General features: G+C 70.4%; 19 protein-coding genes. 11 read left to right on the top strand and 8 right to left on the bottom strand.

What is annotated here, in order from left to right:
* Positions 1 to 5: 5 nt before the first annotated feature.
* The 3 genes from ACWA15_RS12525 (at position 6) to ACWA15_RS12515 (ending at position 1,883) form a co-directional block, all read left to right on the top strand.
* Positions 6 to 626, top strand: coding sequence for a trimeric intracellular cation channel family protein (locus ACWA15_RS12525; protein WP_464055642.1), 621 nt, complete (start codon positions 6 to 8; stop codon positions 624 to 626).
* 34 nt (positions 627 to 660) lie between these two features.
* Positions 661 to 1,269: a thymidine kinase gene (locus tag ACWA15_RS12520; RefSeq protein ID WP_464055641.1), complete on the top strand. Its 609-nt coding sequence runs from the start codon at positions 661 to 663 to the stop codon at positions 1,267 to 1,269.
* Between the two features lie 113 nt (positions 1,270 to 1,382).
* On the top strand, positions 1,383 to 1,883 hold the full coding sequence (locus tag ACWA15_RS12515; protein ID WP_464055639.1) for a flavodoxin domain-containing protein: 501 nt from the start codon (positions 1,383 to 1,385) through the stop codon (positions 1,881 to 1,883).
* A gap of 22 nt (positions 1,884 to 1,905) precedes the next feature.
* Here the strand turns inward: ACWA15_RS12515 and ACWA15_RS12510 are convergent, their stop codons facing one another.
* The 3 genes from ACWA15_RS12510 to ACWA15_RS12500 all read right to left on the bottom strand — a co-directional run bounded on the left by ACWA15_RS12510 (position 1,906) and on the right by ACWA15_RS12500 (position 5,925).
* A complete protein-coding gene (locus ACWA15_RS12510; protein WP_464055638.1) occupies positions 1,906 to 2,919 on the bottom strand; it encodes an aldo/keto reductase in 1,014 nt (337 codons plus the stop codon).
* 51 nt (positions 2,920 to 2,970) lie between these two features.
* On the bottom strand, positions 2,971 to 4,404 hold the full coding sequence (gene mqo, locus ACWA15_RS12505; RefSeq protein WP_464055636.1) for a malate dehydrogenase (quinone): 1,434 nt from the start codon (positions 4,402 to 4,404) through the stop codon (positions 2,971 to 2,973).
* A 150-nt stretch (positions 4,405 to 4,554) separates the two neighbouring features.
* The gene (locus ACWA15_RS12500; RefSeq protein ID WP_464055635.1) at positions 4,555 to 5,925 is read right to left on the bottom strand and encodes a CotH kinase family protein; all 1,371 of its coding nucleotides are present in this window, start codon (positions 5,923 to 5,925) and stop codon (positions 4,555 to 4,557) included.
* Positions 5,926 to 6,147: 222 nt separating this feature from the next.
* Between ACWA15_RS12500 and ACWA15_RS12495 the strand changes: the two genes are divergently transcribed.
* Positions 6,148 to 6,792, top strand: a complete 645-nt coding sequence (locus ACWA15_RS12495) for a DUF4956 domain-containing protein (RefSeq protein ID WP_464055634.1) — start codon at positions 6,148 to 6,150, stop codon at positions 6,790 to 6,792.
* Positions 6,789 to 7,613 carry a polyphosphate polymerase domain-containing protein gene (locus ACWA15_RS12490; RefSeq protein ID WP_464055632.1) on the top strand — a complete coding sequence of 275 codons (825 nt, stop codon included), beginning with the start codon at positions 6,789 to 6,791 and terminating at the stop codon, positions 7,611 to 7,613. Before ACWA15_RS12495 ends, ACWA15_RS12490 begins: the two co-directional genes overlap by 4 nt.
* Here ACWA15_RS12490 and ACWA15_RS12485 read toward each other — a convergent pair.
* The 5 genes from ACWA15_RS12485 to ACWA15_RS12465 all read right to left on the bottom strand — a co-directional run bounded on the left by ACWA15_RS12485 (position 7,554) and on the right by ACWA15_RS12465 (position 14,550).
* On the bottom strand, positions 7,554 to 8,072 hold the full coding sequence (locus ACWA15_RS12485) for a hypothetical protein (protein ID WP_464055630.1): 519 nt from the start codon (positions 8,070 to 8,072) through the stop codon (positions 7,554 to 7,556). The two genes, ACWA15_RS12490 and ACWA15_RS12485, sit on opposite strands and share 60 nt — an antisense overlap.
* A 28-nt stretch (positions 8,073 to 8,100) precedes the next feature.
* The gene (locus ACWA15_RS12480; RefSeq protein WP_464055629.1) at positions 8,101 to 8,862 is read right to left on the bottom strand and encodes an SDR family NAD(P)-dependent oxidoreductase; all 762 of its coding nucleotides are present in this window, start codon (positions 8,860 to 8,862) and stop codon (positions 8,101 to 8,103) included.
* Positions 8,863 to 9,011: 149 nt separating this feature from the next.
* Positions 9,012 to 9,959 carry a hypothetical protein gene (locus ACWA15_RS12475; protein WP_464055628.1) on the bottom strand — a complete coding sequence of 316 codons (948 nt, stop codon included), beginning with the start codon at positions 9,957 to 9,959 and terminating at the stop codon, positions 9,012 to 9,014.
* Positions 9,960 to 10,037: 78 nt separating this feature from the next.
* The gene (locus ACWA15_RS12470; RefSeq protein ID WP_464055627.1) at positions 10,038 to 11,411 is read right to left on the bottom strand and encodes an HNH endonuclease signature motif containing protein; all 1,374 of its coding nucleotides are present in this window, start codon (positions 11,409 to 11,411) and stop codon (positions 10,038 to 10,040) included.
* Positions 11,412 to 11,871: 460 nt separating this feature from the next.
* The gene (locus tag ACWA15_RS12465; RefSeq protein ID WP_464055626.1) at positions 11,872 to 14,550 is read right to left on the bottom strand and encodes an ATP-dependent DNA ligase; all 2,679 of its coding nucleotides are present in this window, start codon (positions 14,548 to 14,550) and stop codon (positions 11,872 to 11,874) included.
* A 93-nt stretch (positions 14,551 to 14,643) separates the two neighbouring features.
* Between ACWA15_RS12465 and ku the strand changes: the two genes are divergently transcribed.
* From ku to leuS, 6 genes are all read left to right on the top strand, one after another.
* On the top strand, positions 14,644 to 15,444 hold the full coding sequence (gene ku, locus ACWA15_RS12460; RefSeq protein ID WP_464055625.1) for a non-homologous end joining protein Ku: 801 nt from the start codon (positions 14,644 to 14,646) through the stop codon (positions 15,442 to 15,444).
* A gap of 66 nt (positions 15,445 to 15,510) precedes the next feature.
* Positions 15,511 to 17,373 carry a metallophosphoesterase family protein gene (locus ACWA15_RS12455; RefSeq protein WP_464055624.1) on the top strand — a complete coding sequence of 621 codons (1,863 nt, stop codon included), beginning with the start codon at positions 15,511 to 15,513 and terminating at the stop codon, positions 17,371 to 17,373.
* 30 nt (positions 17,374 to 17,403) lie between these two features.
* Positions 17,404 to 18,096 (top strand): metal-dependent transcriptional regulator, encoded by a 693-nt coding sequence (locus ACWA15_RS12450; RefSeq protein WP_464055623.1) that lies wholly within the window; start codon positions 17,404 to 17,406, stop codon positions 18,094 to 18,096.
* Positions 18,093 to 19,286 (top strand): MFS transporter, encoded by a 1,194-nt coding sequence (locus ACWA15_RS12445; RefSeq protein WP_464055622.1) that lies wholly within the window; start codon positions 18,093 to 18,095, stop codon positions 19,284 to 19,286. The genes ACWA15_RS12450 and ACWA15_RS12445 overlap by 4 nt, the downstream gene beginning before the upstream one ends.
* Positions 19,287 to 19,394: 108 nt before the next feature.
* Entirely contained in the window at positions 19,395 to 20,057 is a 663-nt protein-coding gene (locus tag ACWA15_RS12440; RefSeq protein WP_464055620.1) for a vitamin K epoxide reductase family protein, read from the top strand.
* 83 nt (positions 20,058 to 20,140) lie between these two features.
* Complete coding sequence (leuS, locus tag ACWA15_RS12435; protein WP_464055618.1) at positions 20,141 to 23,065, top strand: leucine--tRNA ligase; 2,925 nt, start codon at positions 20,141 to 20,143, stop codon at positions 23,063 to 23,065.
* Positions 23,066 to 23,115: the final 50 nt, after the last annotated feature.

Raw genomic sequence — 23,115 nt, 5'->3', positions numbered from 1 at the left:
AGGCCATGCCGCCCGCCACGACCGTGCTCCTCGCCCTCGAGCTCACCGGTGTCCTGGCCTTCGCGATCAACGGGGCGATGACCGCCATCCGCACCGCCCACCTCGACATCGTGGGCATCATCACCCTCGGCATGCTCACCGCCCTGGGCGGCGGCTTCCTCCGCGACATCCTGCTCGACGACCTGCCCCCGGTGACCTTCCTCGACTGGCGCTACCTCGGCACCGCCGCGCTCGGCGGGCTCATCGCTTTCGCGCTGAGCAAGCGCCTGGACCGCCTCGCCCGCCCGATCAACGTGCTCGACGCCGCTGGCCTGGGCCTCTTCGCCGTCACCGGGACGCTCAAGGGCTTCGAGTTCGGGCTCGGAGTGACGCAGTCGATCATCATCGGCGGGGTGACCGCCGTGGGCGGTGGCACGCTGCGCGACGTGCTGCTGCGGGAGATCCCGGCGATCTTGCACAGCGGGCTCTACCTCGTGCCCGCCCTCGTGGCGTCCGCCCTCACCGCGATCGTCGTCTCCGCCGACCTGCGGCTGCTGCCGTGGACGGTGGTCGCCGCCGGGGTCTGCTTCGGGATCCGGATGGTCGGGGTGCGCTACGACCTCAACGCGCCACGTCCGCGGTTGTGACGGGCCCACCCTCTCGGTCAAGGACAATGGACCCATGGCAAAGCTGTATTTCCGGTACGGGGCGATGAACAGCGGCAAGAGCACGGCTCTGCTGCAGGCCGCCCACAACTACGAGGAGCGTGGGCACCAGGTGCTCCTCGCGAAGCCTGGGATCGACACGAAGGCGGGACGGGCGATCCACTCCCGGCTCGGCGTCGACCGCGGGGTCGACGTCGTCATCGGCGGGCAGGACGACGTCTACCTGCTCATCCAGGGGCAGCGCGACGCGATCCAGACCCGGACCGGCCGCGACGTGAGCTGTGTGCTCATCGACGAGTCGCAGTTCCTGTCCGCGCAGCAGGTCAACGACCTGCTGCGGGTGGCGACCCTCGATGCGATCCCGGTGATCTGCTACGGCATCCGGACCGACTTCCTCACGGCCGCCTTCCCCGGAAGCCGGCGCCTGCTCGAGATCGCCCACAGCCTCGAAGAGCTCAAGACGATCTGCCGCTGCGGACGCAAGGCGGTGTTCAACGCCCGCTCGGTGGACGGGGTGTTCGTCTTCGACGGCGCCCAGGTCGCGATCGACGGCGCGCAGGTGAGCTATGAGTCGCTGTGCGCGGCCTGCTACCTGCGCGAGAGCGGCGGGGTCCTCGCGCGCTAGGGAACCATCACGGGCATCGTCGCGCCCGGGCCTTTGGTCCCGGTTCGTGGACGTTGCGACGGTCGATCCTGGGAGGAGCGACTCACCGGAGTGTCGCCCCAGGAGGAGGAACCATGAAGGTCAGCGTGGCGGTCGCGAGCAAGCACGGCTCGACGCAGGAGATCGGCGAGATGATCGCTGCCGAGCTCACGTCCCAGGGGCACGAGCCCCGGCTCCATGACATGGCGACAGCGAGCATCCTCGACCTCGACGACTCCGAGGCGATCGTCATGGGCAGTGCCGTGTACTTCGGCAAGTGGATGATGGCTGCCTCGGTCTTCGCCCAGGACATCAGCACCCGCATCGAGGGTCGACCGGTGTGGCTCTTCTCGACCGGACCCGTCGGCGAGCCGCTCAAGCCCGCCGACAACGAGATCGACGTCGACGAGCAGATCCGGTTGACCGGGGCGAGCGAGCACAAGGTGTTCGCCGGTCGGGTCGACAAGAGCCAGCTCCGGCTGGGAGAACGCTCGGTCGTGCTCGCCCTGCGCGTCCAGGAAGGCGACTACCGGGACTGGGACGAGGTCCGCGGGTGGGCCAGGTCCATCGGCGAGGAGCTCACCGCGCAGGCGTAGACCTGCGCGGGAGCCGATGCCGTCACCAGCGGGCGTGCACGTGCGGGCGCACGGACTCGTCGTAGATCTCGGCGAACCGTGCGCTCTGCTCCGCGGTGAGCGGCGCAAGCTCGGCCGCAGCAGCGTTGGACCGGGCCTGGGCGGCGTTGCGGGCACCGGGGATGACCGTGGTGACGCCCTGGTCGAGGACCCAGCGCAACGCGATCTGAGAGGTGGTCACCGGCGACCCGTCGCGGTCGAGCGCACCCTCAGGCACGAGAGCGGAGATCTGACGGGCCGCGGCCACGCCGACGTCGAAGGGCACCCCCGCGAACGTCTCGCCGATGTCGAAGGCCTCACCCTTGCGGTTGAAGGTCCGGTGGTCGTCCGCGGCGAAGGTGGTGTGCTCGTCGTAGCGGCCCGAGAGCAGCCCGCTCGCCAGCGGCACACGCGCGATGATCGCGACGCCTGCCTCGGTCGCGGCCGGCAGCACCTCTTCGAGCGGCTTGCGGCGGAAGGCGTTGAAGACGATCTGCACGCTGGCCACACCGGGTCGCGCGATCGCCGTCAGGGCCTCCTCGCACGTCTCCACCGAGACGCCGTAGGAACCGATCCGTCCCTCGGCGACGAGGGTGTCCAGGGCGTCGTAGGTCGCGTCGTCGGCGAAGACCGCAGTGGGCGGGCAGTGCAGCTGGACGAGGTCGAGGGTGTCCACGCCGAGGTTCTCCCGGGACCGGTCGGTCCAGGCACGGAAGGCGTCGAGGGTGTACTCGGCGGCCTCGTGCGGGTCGGCGCGCCGGCCCATCTTGGTGGCGACGCGGACGGCGCCGGGCAGGTCGGTGCGGGCGGCGAGGAAGGCGCCGATGAGGCGCTCGCTGCGGCCGTCGCCGTAGACGTCGGCGGTGTCGAGGAAGGTGACACCGGCGTCGAGGGCGGCGGCGAGAACGCCGTATGCGGCGTCGTCGGTGACGTCGCCCCAGCTACCCCCGATCTGCCAGCAGCCGAGGCTGACGGGGGAGAGAGGGAAGGGGAGACGGGCTGCGCTGCGGGTTTCCATAGACCTACCCTAGGCCGTCCCCGCCCCGGTCAGGTGCTTGTCAGGCATAGGTCAGGCGCTGTGGACCTCTGCGCCGTCCGCCTGGAGCTGGGCGAGCTCGGCGTCGGTGTCCCAGTCGCCGCTGCCCAGGCTCGGCATCATCGTCACGAGCTCGGGGCGCCAGGTGTCGAAACGCTCGGGGAAGCAGCGCTCGAGCAGGTCGACCATGGCCGAGCACGCCGTCGAGGCGCCCGGGGAGGCGCCCAGCAGACCGGCGATGGTCCCGTCGGCGGAGGTCACGAGCTCGGTCCCGAACTCCAGGACACCGCGCTTGACCGGGTGGCTCTTCATCACCTGGACGCGCTGTCCGGCGGTGATGAACTCCCAGTCCTTGGGGTCCGCGGTCGGCATGAACTCGCGCAGGGTGCGGAACTTCGTCCACCGCGACTTCGTGACCTCGCTGATGAGGTAGCGCGTGAGGCCCCAGTTGTCCTTGGCCACGGTGAGCATCGTGAGGATGTTCGTGGGTCGGATGGACAGGAAGAGGTCGAGCAGGGACCCCTGCTTGAGGAACTTCGTGGTGAAGCCCGCGTACGGGCCGAAGAGCAGCGAGGTCTCGCCGTCGACCACGCGGGTGTCCAGGTGCGGGACGGACATGGGCGGGGAGCCGACGTCGGCCTTGCCGTAGACCTTGGCCTGGTGCTGGGCGACGATCTCGGGGTTGGAGGTCTTGAGGAACTGACCGCTGATCGGGAAGCCGCCGTAGCCCTTGACCTCGGGGACGCGGGCCTTCTGCAGCAGCGTCAGCGCACCGCCGCCGGCGCCGATGAAGACGAAGCGCGCGTCGACGACGTGGCTGCGCTCGGTCGCGTTCCAGCTCGTGTCGGCGACCTTGAGGCGCCACGTGCCGTCCTTGCGCTGCTTGAGCGCACGGACCTCGTGCTGCAGGAACAGCTCGGCGCCGGAGGAGGTGAGGTAGTCAGTGAGCTTGCGGGTCAGCGAACCGAAGTCGACGTCGGTGCCGGTGGTCGCACGGGTCGCGGCGATCGGCTCGTCACTGGAGCGCTCGGAGAGCAGCAGCGGTGCCCACTGACCGATGACGGCCGGGTCGGCGGAGAACTCGAGGTCGCTGAACAGCGGGTGCGCGACGAGCGCGGCGTGCCGGCGGCGCAGGAAGTCGACGTTGTCGGCGCCGCGCACGAAGGTCATGTGCGGGGTCGAGGAGATGAAGCCCTCCGGCTCGGGCAGCAGGTCCGCGGTGACCAGGTGCTGCCAGAACTCGCGGGACACCTGGAACTGCTCGTTGATCGTGACAGCCTTGGTGATGTCGACGGTGCCGTCGGGCCGCTGCGGGGTGTAGTTGAGCTCGCACAGCGCGGCGTGACCGGTCCCGGCGTTGTTCCAGGCGTTCGAGCTCTCCTGCGCGACGGCGTCGAGGCGCTCGTAGATCCGCACGGTCCAGGTGGGCTCCAGCAACCGGATCATCGACCCGAGGGTCGCGCTCATGATGCCGCCCCCTACGAGGACGACATCGACTGGCTTGCTGAGGTGAGATTCGCGGTCTGCCACGCTTTCGATGGTAGGACTATTCATCCCTCGACTTGCCCCGGAGTGACTAATATCACGAGCCATCCCGGGGCGGAAGGACCGAAGGTCCTAGGACGTGAGAGCGGCCCGTACGGAGGCTGCCTCGCTCGCGGTCGTGGCGGCGTCGACGAGGTCGCCGGCCTGCTCGGTCAGCACGTCCTCCCAGGTGGAGAGGATCTCCTCGGCCGCTCCGCTGGCGTAGAGGGAGGTGGTGAGGTCGGTGACGGCCTGGTCGTAGAGAGCTGTGAAGCCCGCGTCGGCGAGGAAGCGGGTGGCGAGGATGTTGCCGCCGCCCATCGTGCCGCCGGCGCCTGCACCGTCAGGGCGCTCGCCGGTGGGAGGGGCCATGCCCTCGGGCAGCTCGCCGCCGGGGAACCCGTCGCCGGGCTCGAAGCCTTCGGGGGGCTCCATGCCTTCGGGGAGCTCCGCGCCGTCGGGCATTGAAGGGCGCTCGCCCATCCCGCCCCCTCCCGTCCCGCCGCCGGTCGGCATCTCCCCGAACGCCATGTTGAGGTCCCAGCTGACGACGGTGAAGGCGCCGGTCGTGGTGTCGTAGCGGAGGTAGGAGTTGTTGCCGGGGCCGTCGATGTCGTCGGCGTTGTTGACCAGGTCCTGCATCGCGAGGTAGGTCGCGAAGGCGTCGACGTCGAGGTGGTCGGAGAGGTCGGCGGCGAAGGTCTCGTCGTCGGACTCGTTGATGAACTGGAGGAACGCGATCAGCGGCTCGAAGTTGTCCTCGCCGCTCTCCTGGTCGAAGACGTCGGTGTAGGACTCGGGGTCGTCGCCGCGGTAGCTGTAGTCGCCGCCGGCCTCGGCCTTGTAGAGGATCCCTTCCGTCGCGAACTCCGCCGCGTCCCAGGCGTCGTCGGGGTTCTCGATCGTCAGGCGCAGGGTCTCGGCGCTGCCGTTGACGGAGAACCGTGTCGCGATCGCCTCCTGGGTGGCCAGGCCGGCGTGGTCGAGCAGCTCGAGGGCGACGGCCTCGTTGAGCGAGGTCTGCGTGCTCGAGGAGCGCACGACGAAGTCGGTCGAGCCGTCGAGCTGCTGGCCGTCGGTGAACTTGTCGAGGCGGATGAGCCAGGGCAGGTCCTGCGGCTCGGTCTCGGTGGTGCTGACCGACCGGAGCGAGGAGTTGCCCTTGAGGCGGAGCCCGACGTCGGAGAACGTCTGCCCGTCGATCGTCACGGTCGCGCTGAGCCACTCCTTGTCGTCGCTGCTGACGAAGGTCTCGAGCATGGTCGCGTACTCGTCCTCGTCGACCTCGACGGAGAGGGTGTGGACCGTGGAGGAGTCCCACACGGTGCCCGCGGTGTCGGCTGCGGCCTCCGTCGGTTCCGGGGAGCAGGCGGTGAGCGGCCCGAGGGCCAGGGCGAGCCCGAGGGTGGTGGCCGTGAGACGGGACCAGCGGTGGCCGGCGTCGGGGTGGCGTGGGGGAGTCATGGTGATCCTTCACAGGTGGGTGATGGGCAGCCTCCAGAACACCCTGGGCGCCTTGAGGTGGCGTGTGCCCACCCTGTGCGTGCGCTGTGACCTGCCCGGACCTGCGCGTCCACCCGGTGTTCGCCTGCCGTTCCCCAGCGGTTCCTACCCCGTTCACAGCGCAGGCATAGCCGGGCGCTCTAGACATGGGTCATCTGAACCAGCCGTACTGAGGAGCTCTCCATGCCGAACCTGTGGATCGTCGCGTTCGATCTTGTCGCCATCCTGACCCTGACCTACGCAGTGTACTTCCGGCGGCACCGCCGCCGAGAGATGCTGCTCGCCTACATCGGCCTCAACATCGGCGTGCTCGCCGTCACGACCGTGCTGGCCACCTCGACCGTCGGCGCAGGGCTGGGCCTGGGGCTGTTCGGGGTCCTCTCGATCATCCGCCTGCGGTCCTCCGAGCTCGCCCAGGAAGAGGTCGCCTACTACTTCGCCGCACTCGCCCTCGGTCTCATCGCCGGGCTGCAGCCCGACCCCGTCTGGGTCGCCCCGGCCTTCAGCGCCGCACTCGTCCTCGTGATGTTCCTCGTCGACGCGAATCCGCTGCACTCGCGCTACCGCCGCCAGGTGGTCACGCTGGACGCGGTCTACGCGGACGAGACAGCGCTGACCGCGCGCCTCGAGGACCTCCTCGGCGGGCGGGTGCGGACCGTCATCGTCCAGGAGATCGATCTGGTGCGGGACATGCAGCGGGTGGACGTGCGGTACGAGATCGACGTGGCCGGGCCATCGGTCGCCTCCCACCAGGTGGTGGCGGCTCCGTACCGTGTCGCGCAGCCGGTCGCTCCGCGGCGCGAGATGTCGTCCGCGGCGCGGTCATGACGGTCATGACGGACGCCCTGGTGGCGAGCCTCACCCCGGTGACGCTGGACGAGATCCAGTCGCACGCCGACCTGCAGACCCGCGTGGACCGCAAGTACGTCGTCCCCGAGCGCCTCGTCGCCGAGCTGCTCGAGGCGCACCCCGACCTGGGTGTGCTCGAGATCGCCGGGCTCCGGCGGTTCGGCTACGAGTCGGTGTACTTCGACACCCCGGACCTCCTCTCCTACCGCGGTGCGGCGCACAGCCGACGCCGCCGGTTCAAGGTCCGCACCCGCACCTACACCGACGCAGGAGACTGCGTCTTCGAGGTCAAGGTCAAGGGCGGGCGCGGTGAGACGGTCAAGGCACGGCTGCCCTACGGGCTCGGCGACGCCGAGACGATCACCCCCGACGCGCGAGCCTTCGTCGCCGGCATCCTCCACGAGTCCCTGCCCGACGCCGCCGGCCTGGTCCGCTCGCTCAGCCCGACCCTGGTCACCACGTACGACCGGACGACCTTCGTCGACGTGGCCGCCGGCACCCGGCTCACCTGCGACACGACGCTCCGGTGTGCCGTGCCCGACGACGTCGCGCGCGTCGCGCTGGACGGCCAGGTGCTCATCGAGTCGAAGTCCCCGGGCACGGCGACGGCCGTCGACCGGTGGCTCTGGGCCCATGGACACCGCCCCGACCGGATCAGCAAGTACTGCGTCGGGCTCGCAGCTCTCGACACCGACCTGCCGTCCAACAAGTGGCGTCGCACGCTCGTGCGGCACTTCGGGTCACCGGGGATCGTCGACGCGATCGGGAGCGAGGTCGGGAGCGGGGTCGAAGAAGAGTGAGCGAGCGACCGGGGCGGTGAGGGCACCGCGGTCCACAGGACCGCCACCGACCAGGCCGCCATGTTCGTGGGCACCCAGCGGAACGCGCGGGGGCGCCGCATCGCGAGCCACTGCGCGCAGGGGATGGACGCCAGCAGCACGACCGCCCCCAGGACGACCAGCGCGACGGCGCCGGGGGAGTCGACCTCGAGCTCCAGCGTGCTCGGCAGCAGGCCCAGCAGCCAGGCGACCGACGCTGTACTGGCCGGTCGCGAGCGCGGCGCCCTCGACCGCCCCGCCGACGACGAGGAGCGCGAGCCGCCACGGGTCGTCGAGCGAGAGCGCGACGGTGAGGACGGCGAACCCGGAGGCGATCGCGAACCCGGTCGCCTCGGCGATCGTGACGGTGGTGATCCATCGACGGACGAACGCCCCGCGCGCGGCGGTCAGGTCGTCGGTGCTCGGTTCGGCGATCTCCATGGAGGGCTGCTTGGTCGAGGGGGGATCCTCAGATCGCGGACCAACCCCCGTCGCTCGCCAGGATCACCCCCGTCACGTTGAGGGAGTCGTCGCTGAGCAGCCAGCAGATCGCTGCCGCCAGCTGTTCCGGGGTCGCGATCGGGGGCACGTTGACCTGCATGAAGGGCCCGAGACGTTCACCGGCGAACGCCGACCGGAACGGGGCCTCGATGTGTGTGGCGACGGCGCCGGGGGCGACGGCGTTGCAGCGGATCCCGTGAGGTGAGTAGAAGAATGCCGTGCTCATGGTGAATCCGTTCACCGCGTGCTTCGACGTCGTGTAGGTGGTTCCCGCGGCCGATCCGCGCAGGCCCGCCTCGGAGCTGACGTTGACGATGGCGCCGGCGCCGGCGTCGAGCATGAGGGGGAGGACGGCGCGGGTGAGCCGCATGACCGCGGTGAGGTTGACGTTCATCACCCGGTCCCACGTCGCGTCGTCGATCTCGGCGGTCGGCAGGAATCCGTCCATGATCCCGGCGACGTTCGCCAGGGCGTCGACCTTCCCGGCGGCTGCGGCGACAACCGCCTGGACGGTCTCCTCCGAGCTGATGTCCCCGGCGACGGTGACGAGCAGGTGGCTGGAGACGGCGTCGCGGAGCTCCTCCAGCCGAGCGGGGACGACATCGGTGGCGATGACCTGCGCACCCTCGTGCACGAGCCGGACGGCGGTCGCGTATCCGATGCCGGAACCGGCACCGGTGACGATCGTTGTCTTCCCCGCGAACCTGTCGGGTACATGAGATGTGGTCATGGTCCTCTCACCCCTTCGTGAGTGGTGTCCGAGGAGTCGGACGGGTCAACGAGACCATTCGACTCCCCGGGGCGGAACGGGGCACAGAGTCGAAAGTCCCGTGGGCGCGGGGCCATCTGCTGCGGCCGAGTCTCAGCGTCCACCGTCTCTCAGCGTCCACCGTCCCACCAGTCCAGCACCCGCAGCGCGCGGAGCGTGGCCCATCGGCTGGGACCGCGCGACTCGAGAGGGAACCAGTAGCGACCGGGATGCGGCTGGTGGACGGGCCACCGCCCGTCACTGCGGCGCGCCGCGCGCAGGACGTGAACGGCGTCGGCCAGGCGCGGGTCGGGTGGTGCCCCGCTGGAGCGGAAGTGCTCGAGGCCGCGAAGGACGTCGAAGTGCCACTGGGGCGGGAACGGGAAGCGGGTGAAGGCAGGATCGACGACCTGGCCCGTGCGGTGGGAGCGGTACAGCCGGTGATCCAGGAAGAACTCGCGCCCGGCCTCCATCGCGCCGTCGACTGGCACGGTGCCCCCTGCGGATCGGTAGGTGAGGAGCCCGTCGAGGACGCTGATCGAGGTGTGGAACGAACCGTGGACGGAGCCGGACCGGATGGACTCGCAGTTCCAGCCGCCATCGTGAAGCTGCTGGCTGAGGAGCCACCCGACGGTGGGGTCGATCCGCTCGTCCCGGTAGCCGAGGGAGGAGGAGAGGAGGACAAGCATGCCGGTGATGCAGGTCTCGGGTTCGCGCACGGTCTTGGCGAAGGTCACCCCGTCGCCATAGAACCTGGCCCCCGCCCACAGCGTGCGGCACCCCGCCAGCGCCTGCGGGTTCCCCGGGGGAAGGCCCAGCCACTGCAGCAGCAGGAGCGTGTACGTGGTGGAGGTCCACTTGGGGCTGTACAGCGCGCCGGCCCACGTCCCGTCCGGCTCCTGCAGCGCAAGGAGGCGCGCTCCCCACCCGGACGCTGCGATCCGCTGTCTCTCCGTGTCCACCTCGGCCGGTGGCGTGCGCGTGAGGTCGCGCTGTGTCTGCCACCGGATCGAGGCGTCGCCCTCGAGCAACCAGTCGAGGAGGGCGGAGCGGGCCTCGGGATCGAAAGGGTGGACCATGCCGTTGTGGACCATACCTTCGGACAGTATCCGGAGTGGGTGGTGCCCACTCCCGGAGTGGTGATGGGCTGCCGGGTATCAGGACTGGTAGGTGCCGGGGACGTCGATGTGCCAGGCTCCGCCGGTGTGGGTCATGGCGATGTTCTCGCCGTCGACGCGGTGGTGGTGGTGTCGGCAGAGCAGGGCCCCGTTGGAGGGTGTGGTGTCTCCGCCATCGGCCCAGTGGCGTAGGGCGTGGTGGATCTCGCAGACCCGGGGTGGCGCGTCGCAGCCCGGCCAGACGCAGGTGCGGTCGCGGGCGATGATGGCGCGGCGATGCTCTCTGGTGAAGGTGCGTCTGGTCCGGGAGATGTTGAGGATATGGGAGTCGGGTCCGAAGATGATCCGGGTCATCTCCCCGTCGCACGCGATCCGTCTCAGGACCGCGTCGGGGATGGGGCCGGTGCCGTCCTCCCAGGTCGCGTACCCGGCCTTGAGGCGAGCCTCGAAGGTTCTCGGGGACCAGGATCGGGAACCGGTGCCGTCTGAGGCAGTGCTGCTCGCTCCGCCGGCCAGTTCACCAGCCGCGCCGGTGCCATCTGACTCACCGTCAGTGCTGTCAGCGTCGTCATCACCGTCACTGTGGGTGGCTTCGAAGACCCGGGTGAACTCCTCCCAGGACACGTGCACCGACAGGTGGGGGCGCACGTTCGCGCCCTTGCCGGCGGTCCCGGCGTCCAGGAACGCCTGACACAGCTCGACCAGGGCGTCCACCTTGCGCAGATCCGCCGGGACGAGCGTGTCGGTGGCGGAGGGGACCCCGGCCACCGCCCGCAACGCCGCCCCGATGAGCTGGCCGTGCTCGGTGGTCACGAACCCGCTGATCTGCATCCCACCCAAGGTCGGGGACACCTGCAAGAACTCCCGCTCGGCGGCGTCCTTGAACGCCTTCTCCTGCGCCACCGGGTCAGCAGACACCGTGAACCCTTTGACCAACCGGTTGAACTCCGTCACCGACCACGCCGCCGTATGCACCAGGAGAGCCTCCTCACCCGTGCACACCGGGACCGCCCCCGGCGCCGGGTCGGCCAACGACTGACGCAACGTCGGGGTCTTGGCCGCGTGCACCATGATCCCCACATGCTCCCCGGTGATCGACCCCGCCCGAGCCGCCGCCCCCGTGGCCGGCAGGTGCTCACTCACCGCCCGCGCCGCCGCGACGGTGCGCTGAGCCAGTCCTTTCGAGAGGTTCTCCGCCTTCTCCAACCACGTCGTGAAGGAATGCATCGTCTCCGCATGCCACGACCCCTCGGACTCGGTCCGGGCGATGCACCCCAACCGCTGAGCCTCAAGGCGCCCCACCGCGACGTGGATCCGCTGGGAGACCTCCGCCGCCACCGCACCCGGCAACGACGCCGGGTCGACCGACGTGATCACCTCGACCAACGACTCCATCTGATCCAGCAACGCCAACACACTCACTGGCACGTCAGCCGGCACGTCCGCCGGTGCCGTGAGCAGACCGTCACCGGCGGAGACCGCCTGTCCGCAGACCATCCCGCGCGGCGCCCGCCCGCTCGGGGCAGGCTCCACTGAGTCCGGCGCAGACTCCGCCTCGTCGCCCACCGTCGGCCAGCCCGCGCGGACCAAGTCCTCGAACACTGCCTCGATGCAGTCCTCGACCAGCGATCTCGCTGGACCGGGCACCACATCGGCCCACACACCAGGAGCACGTTCGAGACGTTCCGGGGAAGGGCGATCAAAGGCGCGCGCGGGACCGTGAGAGATTGATTTTTCCGATCCCATGAAACGCCTCCCGTCTTCGCGAGAACAACCAGATGATCTATGCTCTATTCTACCAACGGATGACGCCTTCGGCAAGAATTCGAGATCGTGAGATGGGATCTCTTCGTGACACGGTGAGCCCACGGAATTACTGACGGTTCTCCCCTTCAATCTGGACATCGGCCAGGGACTTGTCGGGACGCCAGCCCAGCCAGACCGGATGCCGCAGCCTGCCCGAGCTGGTCCACCCTGCGAAGCTCACCTCACCCACGCGATCAGGGCGAACCCAGTGGGCGTCGACCCTGTCGTCCTCGGGAACGTCGTCGACGGAAGCGCTTTCTTGCGCGAGCAGATCGAGGTCGGCCCGGAGTCGAGCCAGAGTCTTGTCGGTGAATCCCGTGCCCACCCGCCCGGCATATCGAAGTCTCCCTGAATGGCTGGATGGGGCGGCGTCGGACAATGGAACGACATGAAGTGGGGCGGCTGCGGGCGCTTGATCTACGCTCCGCCCGCGGGTATTTGTGGACAGAGAATCTGTGGAGGTGGAATCCCCAGATCGCGGCGCACCATTCCCGCCCGGAATTGCCACCAGGAGCGACCCGAGCGTGGAGGCCCGAGACCCCTTCCCGGTGCGCCACCCCACGACCAGGACCTCCTGGGTGCGCACGTGCTTGACCTTGATCCAGGCGGGGGAGCGGCGCCCCGGCCGGTACGTGCTCGACCGCCGTTTCGCGACCACCCCCTCGAGCCCGAGGGTGAGGCTCGCCTCGATCGCCGACTGCGGCCCGGAGGTGAAGGCCGGGGGCAGGTGCACCCGGCCGCGCTCGCCGAGCACTTCCTCGAGCGCGCGACGTCGGGCGTCGTAGCCCAGTGTCGTCATCCGCCGGGAGCCGCGGTGCAGCAGGTCGAAGACCATGAAGTCGACGGGCTGCTGGGCCCGGGCTGCGGCGACCTCGGCGTCCCGCGAGAGGTTCATCCGGGCCTGCAGCAGGCCGAAGTCGGGCCGGCCGGATCGGTTGAGCGCGACGATCTCGCCGTCGAGCAGGACGTCCTCGCGCACGCACCCGGCGAGCTCGGCGAGCTCGGGATACGTGGCGGTGAGGTCGATGCCGTTGCGGCTCGTGAGCCGCACCACCCCCGCGGTCACGCTCGCCAGGGCCCGGATGCCGTCCCACTTCATCTCGAAGGCCCAGGCGTCGGGGTCCTCGATCCGGTCGAGGTCGGCCAGTGTCCCCGGGGTGGCGAGCATCGGTTCGAGCGCCCGTGCCGGGAGGGTAGCCGCCTCCCCAGTGCCTGGCTCGTGAGTACCTGGCTCGTGGGTGGGCGCCGGGACGGGAGCCTCACCGGTCTTCACCCGCAGCCCACCGCGGTGACCGGCCCCGCGCCCCTCCATCCGGTGGATCAGCCACGACGTGTCCGACCCACCCGACCCACCCCGCCCGGCGTGCCCGGTGTGGATGAGCGCGAGCTTCCGGGTCCCGCGGTCCACCCCGCCGATCCCCGAGCTGTGCAGCACGACGATGATCTCCTCGCCCTCACGCCACTTCTCCACCTCGTAGGTCCCCGCGTCCCAGATGCTCACCGTGCCCGCCCCGTACTCTCCGCGCGGGATGGTCCCGGCGAAGTTCGCATACTCCAGGGGGTGGTCCTCGGTCTGGACCGCCAGGTGGTTCGTCGCCGACGAGGTCGGTTCACCCTTCGGCAGCGCCCAGCTCACCAGGACGTCGTCCCGCTCGAGCCGGAAGTCGTAGTGGTGCCCGCGCGCGTGGTGGTCCTGGATGACGAAGATCGGCGCGCCCGCCGAGACGGACCCACCCGCCGGGCCCGCCGCCGGCACCGGCTCCGGCGTGCGGTCCGGGTCCCGCCGCGACCGGTACACCGCCAGCCGGTCCGGCCCCTGCTCGAACGTCGCCAGCCGCGGCGGCGTCGGCTCGAGGCCACCGCGACCGCCGGCCAGCAGCCCGGCCAGCAGATCGCCGTCGCGCACGAGGCGCTCGACGACGTCGGTCGCCTCGAGGTGCGCGAGACCCGGGTCGTCGAGCTCGGCCCACGTGCGCGGGGCCGCGACCGTGGGCCGCGCCCGCCCGCGCAGGGAGTACGGCGTGATCGTTGTCTTGTTCCGGTTGTTCTGGGACCAGTCGACGAGCACCTTCCCGGTCCGCAGCGACTTCTTCATGTCCGAGACCACGAGGTCCTTGTGGTCGGCCTCCAGCGCCCGGGCCAGCTCGTGCGCGACGGCGCTCGCCGCGTCCCAGTCGTGGGTGCCGTCGAGCGTGGCGTAGAGGTGGATCCCCTTGGACCCGCTCGTGACGGGGAAGAGGTCCATGCCCATGTCGGTGAGGATGGCGCGGGCCCACCGGGCGACCTCCGCGCACTCGGCGAGGCCGGTCCCCGGCCCCGGGTCGAGGTCGAGCACCAGCCGGTCCGGGAAGTGCTGCGCCCCCGTCCGCCCGAACCGCCACTGCGGCACGTGGATCTCCAGCGCGCCGATCTGCCCGAGCCACGTCAGCGTGGCCAGGTCGTCGACGAGGGGATACGTGTTCACGTGGTCGGAGTGCTGGATCTGGCGGCGGTGCACCCAGGCTGGGGCGGAGTCCTCGAGGTTCTTCTGGAAGAACGCCGGCCCCCCGGTGCCGTGCACCCACCGCTTCCGGGTCGCCGGGCGGTGCGCGGCGTGGGCGACCAGCGGCGCGGCGACGGCAGCGAAGTAGCCGAGCACCTCGGCCTTCGTGGTCCCGGTCTCCGGGTAGACGACCTTGGCGAGGTTGGTGAGGGTGACCGGGTGACCGTCGATGGTCACGACCTCGCGGGCGCCGCCGGTGGGCATCGGGTACCTCCTCAGACACGTCACGCAGGTCACGCAGGGACCTCCATCATCCGGGCAGGTGCGCGGCACGGCATCCGCGGCGATGATGGACGCATGCGTGCCATCTGGAAAGGTGCAGTGACCTTCGGCCTCGTCAACGTGCCGGTCAAGCTCTACAGCGCCACCGAAGACCACGACGTCGGCCTGCACCAGGTGCACGACGGCGACGGCGGCCGGATCCGCTACCAGCGCCGCTGCGAGGTGTGCGGGAAGGTCGTCGACTACTCCAACATCGCCAAGGCCTACGACGACGGTGAACGCACCGTCGTGCTGACCGCGGAGGACCTCGCCGCCCTGCCCGTCGAGCGCAGCCGGGAGATCGACGTCGTCGAGTTCGTGCCCCGGGAGCAGATCGACCCGATCATGTTCGAGAGCGCCTACTACCTCGAGCCGGACTCGTCCTCGACGAAGTCCTACGAGCTGCTCGTGCGCACCCTCGAGGCCAGCGACCGGGTCGCGGTCGTCAACTTCTCCCTGCGCCAGCGCTCACGGCTCGGGGTGCTGCGGGTGCGCGGCGACGTGCTGACCCTGCAGGGTCTGCGCTGGGACGACGAGGTGCGCCAGCCGGCGTTCCCGTCCCTGGAGGAGAAGGTCACGATCAGCACACGGGAGCTGGAGATGGCGGCCGCGCTCGTGAAGAGCTTCGAGAGCGACTTCCAGCCGGAGAAGTTCACCGACGAGTACCAGGCCCAGCTGACGGTGCTCATCGAGGCGAAGCTCAAGGAGGGTGACGCGCTGGACACGGCGGCCACCTTCGGTGAGCAGCCCACCGACACCCGGGGCGGGGACGCTGAGGTGGTCGACCTCATGGAGGTGCTGCGGCGCAGCGTCGAGAACTCACGGCGACGCGCGTAGGATCGTGGCGCTGACAACTCACCGGAGTTGTGACTGTCTCTGGGGGATCCATTCGTGGCGGTGCTGATGAGCGCGTTCGGCGACCGGCTGCGCGGGCTGTGGGCCCGCCTGCGCGGGCTGCCGATCCCACCGCGGTGGGTCAGGTACACCCTGGTCAGCCTTGTCGTGCTGATCGCCTGCGGTGTCTACGGCGTCACCTCCGCCTCGGTCCAGGCCAGCCTCGGCCCGCACGCCGCACGCTACGACGTGACCACCAACTCGGTCGTCACGGTCGACCTCGGCCCGCTCGGCACGATCCAGCTCGAGTCACCGCTCCCGGCGAACCTGGGCGTCACGGTCCGGATCGAGGAGATCCCCAACGACCTGACGTCCGTCGACACCTCGACCCTCGACGCCCTGGCCAACGACGTCCAGAGCTACCTGCAGTTCTTCTCCGGACCCGACGAGACCGTCTCCTACATCTCCAAGGCCCTCCTCCAGGACGCCGGACGCCGGGCCGGAACCGCGCTCGCGGTGGTGGTGCTGGTCGGCGCTGCGGTCTACCTGGCCCTCGGGTCTGCCCGACGGCGCGAGCTCGGCGAGCCGACCGCGCGCGGCACCTGGGCGATCACCGCCGGGGTCGCGATCGTGGCACTCGTCGGCGGCACCGTGGTGGCCAACCGGGCCACGACCAGCCTCGACGAGGTCGGCGCGCAGGCCTCCTCGGTCTTCGACGGGACCGCGCTCGAGGGCGCGCGGATCACCGGCCGGCTCTCGGGGGTCATCGACACCTACGGTGGGCACCTCGTCGGCGTCTACCGTGACAACGAGACCTTCTACGCCGGGGCGAACGGCAACCTCACTAGGGCGTGGCAGCTGCGCGCCGACGCCGACCTCGCTGCCGGCGACCTGCTCGCGGGGAACGCGGCGTCGGGAACGGCCGGTCGGGTCGGGACCGCGTCGGAGGGCGACCCGGTCGCGACGGAGGAGCCCAGCACCGGCCCCCCTGCCGACGCGACGACTGAGCCCACCTCCCCGACCACGGACCCGACAGACGACCCGACAGACGACCCGACCGAGGAGGACCCCGAGACCGACGAGCAGGACATCGTGACCCTGCTGATGGTCTCCGACCTGCACTGCAACACCGGCATGAGCCCGCTGATCAAGAACCTCGCGACGCTCTCCGGGGCAGAGGTGGTGATCAACGGCGGGGACTCCACGATCAACGGGACCGCCGTCGAACGCTTCTGCATCGACTCCTTCGCGGGGGCGGTGCCCAAGGGCGCCACGATGGTCCAGGCGGACGGCAACCACGACAGCGCGATCACGTCGGCGCAGGCCCGGGACGCCGGGGTGACCGTCCTGGACGGCAAGGTCGTCGAGGTCGAGGGCATCCGGATCCTCGGCGACTCCGACCCCCACGAGACCCGCATCGGCCAGGGGTCGACATCCGTGACGGGGGAGACCTACGCCCAGGCCGGGGACCGCCTGCGGGACGTCGCCTGCGAGGCGAAGGATCCCGTGGACCTGCTGCTCATCCACACCCCCACGGTCGGTGACGCGGTGATGGAGTCGGGCTGCGTCCCGGTCCAGCTCTCCGGGCACAAGCACGTGCGGAGCGGTCCGCAGGTCGTGGGCAGAGGTATCCGCTATGTGAGCTCGACCACCGCGGGTGCGGTCGAGGGGGCGGCGACGATCGGCCCGCTCAAGGGCACCGCCCAGATGACGGTGTTCCGCTTCGACCGGGAGAGCCGGGTCATGGTCGACTACCGGATCGTGGCAGTAGGCCCCGACGGCAGCGTCGAGGTGGGCGCCCCGCTGGCGTTCCCGCGGATCCCCCCGGTCAGCGACCTGCTGCGTGGCCTGGATCCAGACCCCGCGGTCGACCTGGACGCTCCCGCAGAACCCGCTGAGCCCGCTGAACCGGACGGGACCTCGGGCAGCTGACCGCCCGGGCCGGTGACCTAGGCTTGAGCCGTGACCGACGAACTCGAGCTGACCTCCGTGGCCCAGGACTATCTCAAGGTGGTCTGGAGCCTGCAGGAGTGGTCGCTCGAACCCGTCACCACCAAGCTGCTCGCCGAGCGGCTGGGTGTGGGCGCCTCGACCGTCTCGGAGACCGTGCGCCGGCTGACCGGTCAGGGGCTGCTCTCCCACCCGCGGTACGGCGCGATCGAGCTGACCGAGCTGGGTCGCGGCCACGCCTTGAAGGTCGTGCGCCGCCACCGACTCATCGAGACCTTCCTCGTCTCCGAGCTCGGCTACACCTGGGACGAGGTGCACGACGAGGCCGAGGTGCTCGAGCACGCGGTCTCCGACCTCATGATCGACCGGATCGACGCCCGCCTCGGGCACCCTCATCGGGACCCGCACGGGGACCCGATCCCCAGTCCCGACGGAACCGTCCCCGCGCCGCAGGCGGTCACCCTCGCGGTGCTCGACGCCGGCGCACGCGGCACGGTCGCCCGGATCTCCGACGCCGACGCAGAGGTCCTGCGGTACTTCGCCGACCTCGGCTTCGGTCTGGACGCCGAGCTGCAGGTCGTCGAACGCCGCGACTTCGCCGGCGTGATCTGCGTGGAGTGGAGCCCCGCGGAGGACCCCGACGCGAGCACCCGCATCGACTTCGGCCTGCGCGCGGCCGACGCGGTGTGGGTGGTCACCCGGTGACGAGCCGCACGCATCCCGGCGCGGCCCTCCTCGCCCTCGCCCTCGGCGGGTTCACGATCGGCACGACCGAGTTCGCCACGATGGGGCTGCTCACCAACATCGCCACCGACCTCGACGCGAGCATCCCCGCGGCCGGGCACACCATCACCACCTACGCCCTCGGCGTCGTCATCGGCGCGCCACTGATCACCGTCCTGGCGGCGAAGATCGAGCGCAAGGTGCTCATCGTCTGGCTCATGGCCGCGTACGCGCTCGGCAACCTGCTCTCCGCCGCGGCTCCCACCCTCGAGATGCTCATGCTCGGGAGGTTCATCACCGGTCTGCCGCACGGAGTGTTCTTCGGCGTGGGGGCGGTGGTGGGGACCGCCGTCGTCGGCGCCTCCCGCCGCGGCTACGCGGTGGCGATGATGATGGCCGGGCTCACCGTCGCCAACATCATCGGCGTCCCGCTGTCGTCCTGGGCCGGGCAGGCCCTGGGCTGGCGGGTGGCCTTCGTCATCATCGGCGCCCTCGGGCTGGTGACCGTGGTCAGCCTGCTGCTGCTCCTGCCGCGCACCCCGGCGCCGCGGAACGCGAGCGTGCGTGGGGAGATCGGCGCCCTGCGCAACGCTCCGCTGTGGATCGCCTTCGGAGTGAGCGCGGTCGGGTTCGGCGGGATGTTCGCGGTCTACTCCTACATCAAGCCCACCCTCATGGAGGTGACCGGGATGTCCGAGGCCTCCGTGCCGGTCGTCCTCGCGCTCTTCGGGGTGGGGATGACGATCGGGGTGCTGATCGGCGGGCGCCTCGTCGACCTCAACGTCATGCTCACCCTGTACCTCGGCTTCGGCGGGACCGCGGCCGCGCTCGCGGTCTTCGCGCTCGTGGGGGAGAGCCCTGTCCCGGCGGTGCTGGCCGTCGTCGGCATCGGGATCACCTCCCAGGTGCTGGGCATCGCGCTGCAGGCCCGGCTGATGGACCTGTCCCCGGCCGCGCCCTCCCTCGGGGCGTCCCTGTGCCACTCCTCGCTCAACGCCGCCAACGCCAACGGAGCCTTCCTCGGCGGGCTCGTCATCGCAGCAGGCTGGGGCTACCTGTCCCTCGCATGGACCGGCGCCGCGCTCACCCTCGTCGGGCTCGTCGGGCTGGTCGCCTTCGGGCGGCAGACGATCACCCGCGTGCCCGACGACGTGCTCACCCCGCTGCCGTAGCCGCGGGAGCGTCGAGATGACAGCTTGTCAGGCAACGTCCAGAGACGGCGGCTACCGTATGGCAGCCGTGGACCGCACCGCGGGACCTAGCCGGACGTGGAGATCACCGTGAACACCGTGAACGACGAGACGCCCGAGAGTCCGGACGACCTCGACGACCTCGACCTTCCCGCCATCAGCCACGACATGTCCGCGCGGGCCATGGGCTGGCTGCTCATCACCTTCGGCCTGGTCGGCTTCATCGCCTCGCTCGCCCTGGCCATCGAGAAGTTCCTCAAGCTGAGCGACCCGGACCGGGTGGCGAGCTGTTCGCTCAACATCTTCCTCGACTGCGCCGACGCCATGGCGTCCTGGCAGGGTGCCCTGCTCGGTTTCCCCAACCCGTTCCTCGGGGTGGCGGCCTTCCCGGTCGTGGTGACCACCGGCGTCGTGCTGGCCCTCGGCGTGACGCTGCCCCGCTGGTACTGGCTGTGCCTGCTCGCCGGGACCGTGGCCGCCCTGGGCCTGGTGGTCTTCCTCGTGTACACGTCCGTCTCCGTGCTCGGCAGGCTCTGCCCCTACTGCATGGTCGTGTGGGTGGCGGTGATCCCGCTGTTCTGGTTCACCCTCGTCTACGCGATCCAGGAACGTGCCCTCCCGGTCTCGGCCGGTCTGCGCTCGGCGCTCGTACGCAACCGCGCGGTGCTGCTGGTGGGGTTGTACGCCGTCGTCGTGGCCTGGGTGCTCATCGTCATGGGACCGGCGATCGCCGACCACATCCGCCGGTCCTGAGCGGGCGCTGACCGGGCGTTGACCTGACGCACGACCTCGCTCGCGCACCAGGTGAGGGGGCCGATGCCGGTAAAGTGGGGCGGGTGACCGACGCCTCTTCCCCCCACGCCCCCGCCGCCGCTCCCTCCGGACCGGCGGACCCGTCGCTGCGCTACACGGCCGCCCTCGCGACCGAGATCGAGCTCAAGTGGCAGCAGCGCTGGGCCGAGCTCGGCACCTTCTACGCGGCCAACCCCACCGGGGAGCTGACGGACGGCGCGGGACGCCACGCGGACCCCGCGAGCCCGAGCTTCTTCGTCATGGACATGTTCCCCTTCCCCTCCGGCGCCGGTCTGCACGTGGGGCACCCGCTCGGCTACATCGCGACCGACGTCGTCGGGCGCTTCCGGCGCATGTGCGGGGACAACGTGCTGCACGCGCTCGGCTTCGACGCCTTCGGCCTGCCGGCCGAGCAGTACGCGGTGCAGACCGGGCAGCACCCGCGCGCCACGACCGAGGCGAACATTGCCAACATGCGCCGCCAGCTGCGCCGGCTGGGCCTGGCCCACGACGAGCGCCGCACCTTCGCCACGACGGACTCGGAGTACGTGCGCTGGACGCAGTGGATCTTCCTGCAGGTCTTCAACTCCTGGTACGACGCCGACGCCGCGCGCGCCGACGGCGGCACCGGGCGGGCCCGCCTCATCGCCGAGCTCGAGGCCGCCTACGCGGAGGGCACCCGGACCACCCCGGACGGACGCCCCTGGGCCGACCTGTCGGTCTCGGAGCAGCGCACCGTGATCAACGACCAGCGCCTGGCCTACGTCTCCAACTCCCCGGTCAACTGGTGCCCGGGGCTGGGCACCGTGCTCGCGAACGAGGAGGTCACCTCCGAGGGACGCTCTGAGCGTGGCAACTTCCCGGTCTTCCAGCGCAACCTGCGCCAGTGGAACATGCGGATCACCGCCTACGCCGACCGCCTCGGCGACGACCTCGAGCTCATCGACTGGCCGGACAAGGTCAAGGCGATGCAGCGGAACTGGATCGGCCGCTCCGAGGGCGCGCACGTCGTCTTCGACGTCGTCGGCGCCACGCCGGTCACGGTGTTCACCACCCGCCCGGACACGCTGTTCGGGGCGACCTTCATGGTCGTCGCACCCGAGCACCCGCTGCTCGACGAGGTTCCCGCGGCCTGGCCCGACGGTACTCGCGCGGCGTGGACCGGGGGGCACGCGAGCCCGATCGAGGCCGTCGCGGCCTACCGCGCCGGCGCTGCCGCGAAGACCGCCGTCGAGCGCCAGGCCGACACCAAGAAGACCGGGGTGTTCACCGGTCACCTGGCCACCAACCCGGTCAACGGCACCCCCGTCCCGGTGTTCACCGCGGACTACGTCCTCATGGGATACGGCACCGGCGCGATCATGGCCGTCCCGGGCGGTGACGCCCGTGACTTCGCCTTCGCGGAAGCCTTCGAGCTGCCCGTGATCTACACGGTCGCCGTTCCCGAGGGCTTCGAGGGTGGGGCCTACACCGGCGACGGTGCGATCGTGGCCTCCGCCAACGACGAGGTCAGCCTGGACGGGCTGAGCGTCGCCGAGGCCAAGGCCGTCATCACCGCCTGGCTCGAGGAGAACGGCCACGGGTCAGCGACCGTCACCTACCGCTTGCGCGACTGGCTGTTCAGCCGGCAGCGGTACTGGGGCGAGCCGTTCCCGGTCGTCTACGGCGACGACGACCAGCCGATCGCGCTGCCGACCGAGATGCTGCCGGTCGACCTGCCCGACGTCCCCGACTACTCCCCGCGCACCTTCGCCTCCGACGACGCCCAGTCGTCCCCGGAGCCGCCGCTGGGCCGCAACGAGGACTGGGTGAACGTCACCCTCGACCTCGGCGACGGTCCGCGCACCTACCGCCGCGACACCAACACGATGCCCAACTGGGCCGGGTCGTGCTGGTACTACCTGCGCTACCTCGACCCGTTCAACAACGGTCCCGAGGCCCTCGTGCCGGTCTCGCCCGAGCTCGACACGTACTGGATGGGTCCCGGCCACAACGAGACAACCGGGGCCGCGGGCGGCGTGGACCTGTACGTGGGCGGCGTCGAGCACGCGGTGCTGCACCTGCTCTATGCGCGGTTCTGGCACAAGGTGCTCTTCGACCTGGGCTACGTCTCCAGCGTCGAGCCGTTCCACAAGCTCTTCAACCAGGGCTACGTCCAGGCCTACGCCTACACCGACGCCCGCGGGCAGTACGTCCCCGCGGAGGACGTCGAGGAGATCCTCACCGGCGACGGCTCGGCGATGTACCTGTGGAAGGGCGAGGTCGTCAACCGCGAGTACGGCAAGATGGGCAAGTCGCTCAAGAACGTCGTGACCCCGGACGAGATGTACGAGGCCTACGGCGCGGACACCTTCCGGGTGTACGAGATGTCGATGGGCCCCCTCGACGTGTCCCGCCCGTGGGACACCCGGGCCGTCGTCGGCTCCCAGCGGTTCTTGCAGCGGCTGTGGCGCAACGTGCTCGACGAGGACAGCGGCGAGCTCACCGTCACCGACGCCCCGGCCTCCGTCGAGACCCTGCGTGCGGTGCACCGGGCGATCGTCGACGTGCGGGTGGAGATGGAGAACATGCGCGCCAACACGGCGATCGCCAAGCTCATCACCTTGAACAACCACCTCACCGGGCTGCCCGTGGTTCCCCGCGAGGCGGCCGAGGCGATCGTGCTGATGACCGCGCCGGTGGCCCCGCACATCGCCGAGGAGCTGTGGTCCAGGCTCGGTCACCCCGAGTCCCTGGCCTACGCCCCGTTCCCGGTCGCCGACGAGCAGTACCTCGTCGAGGACACCGTGACCTGCATCATCCAGGTGCAGGGCAAGGTCCGGTCCCGGCTGGAGGTGGCCCCCGACATCACCGCCGCCGACCTCGAGGCCGCCGCCCTGGCCGACCCCGCCCTGCTCCGTTTCCTCGACGGCGCCCCCATCCGCAAGCTCATCGTCAAGCCCCCCAAGCTCGTCAACGTCGTCATCTGACCCCGCCCCACATCCCCCACCCCCGCCCACCTCCCCCCCCTTCCGCTGAG

The organism is Sanguibacter sp. TS_SC_8 (genome assembly GCF_055361235.1).
This window is presented reverse-complemented; position numbering and strand designations above follow the sequence as displayed.

Excerpts from the sequence above, each read along its gene's own strand:
- ACWA15_RS12475 (WP_464055628.1), bottom strand. The coding sequence starts at position 9,959 with ATGGTCCACCCTTTCGATCCCGAGGCCCGCTCCGCCCTCCTCGACTGG.
- ACWA15_RS12510 (WP_464055638.1), bottom strand. The coding sequence starts at position 2,919 with ATGGAAACCCGCAGCGCAGCCCGTCTCCCCTTCCCTCTCTCCCCCGTC.
- mqo (WP_464055636.1), bottom strand. The coding sequence starts at position 4,404 with ATGAGCGCGACCCTCGGGTCGATGATCCGGTTGCTGGAGCCCACCTGG.
- ACWA15_RS12525 (WP_464055642.1), top strand. The coding sequence starts at position 6 with ATGCCGCCCGCCACGACCGTGCTCCTCGCCCTCGAGCTCACCGGTGTC.
- ACWA15_RS12500 (WP_464055635.1), bottom strand. The coding sequence starts at position 5,925 with ATGACTCCCCCACGCCACCCCGACGCCGGCCACCGCTGGTCCCGTCTC.
- ACWA15_RS12480 (WP_464055629.1), bottom strand. The coding sequence starts at position 8,862 with ATGACCACATCTCATGTACCCGACAGGTTCGCGGGGAAGACAACGATC.
- ACWA15_RS12485 (WP_464055630.1), bottom strand. The coding sequence starts at position 8,072 with ATGGAGATCGCCGAACCGAGCACCGACGACCTGACCGCCGCGCGCGGG.
- ACWA15_RS12495 (WP_464055634.1), top strand. The coding sequence starts at position 6,148 with ATGCCGAACCTGTGGATCGTCGCGTTCGATCTTGTCGCCATCCTGACC.
- ACWA15_RS12455 (WP_464055624.1), top strand. The coding sequence starts at position 15,511 with ATGAGCGCGTTCGGCGACCGGCTGCGCGGGCTGTGGGCCCGCCTGCGC.
- ACWA15_RS12515 (WP_464055639.1), top strand. The coding sequence starts at position 1,383 with ATGAAGGTCAGCGTGGCGGTCGCGAGCAAGCACGGCTCGACGCAGGAG.
- ACWA15_RS12520 (WP_464055641.1), top strand. The coding sequence starts at position 661 with ATGGCAAAGCTGTATTTCCGGTACGGGGCGATGAACAGCGGCAAGAGC.
- ACWA15_RS12490 (WP_464055632.1), top strand. The coding sequence starts at position 6,789 with ATGACGGTCATGACGGACGCCCTGGTGGCGAGCCTCACCCCGGTGACG.
- ku (WP_464055625.1), top strand. The coding sequence starts at position 14,644 with ATGCGTGCCATCTGGAAAGGTGCAGTGACCTTCGGCCTCGTCAACGTG.
- ACWA15_RS12465 (WP_464055626.1), bottom strand. The coding sequence starts at position 14,550 with ATGCCCACCGGCGGCGCCCGCGAGGTCGTGACCATCGACGGTCACCCG.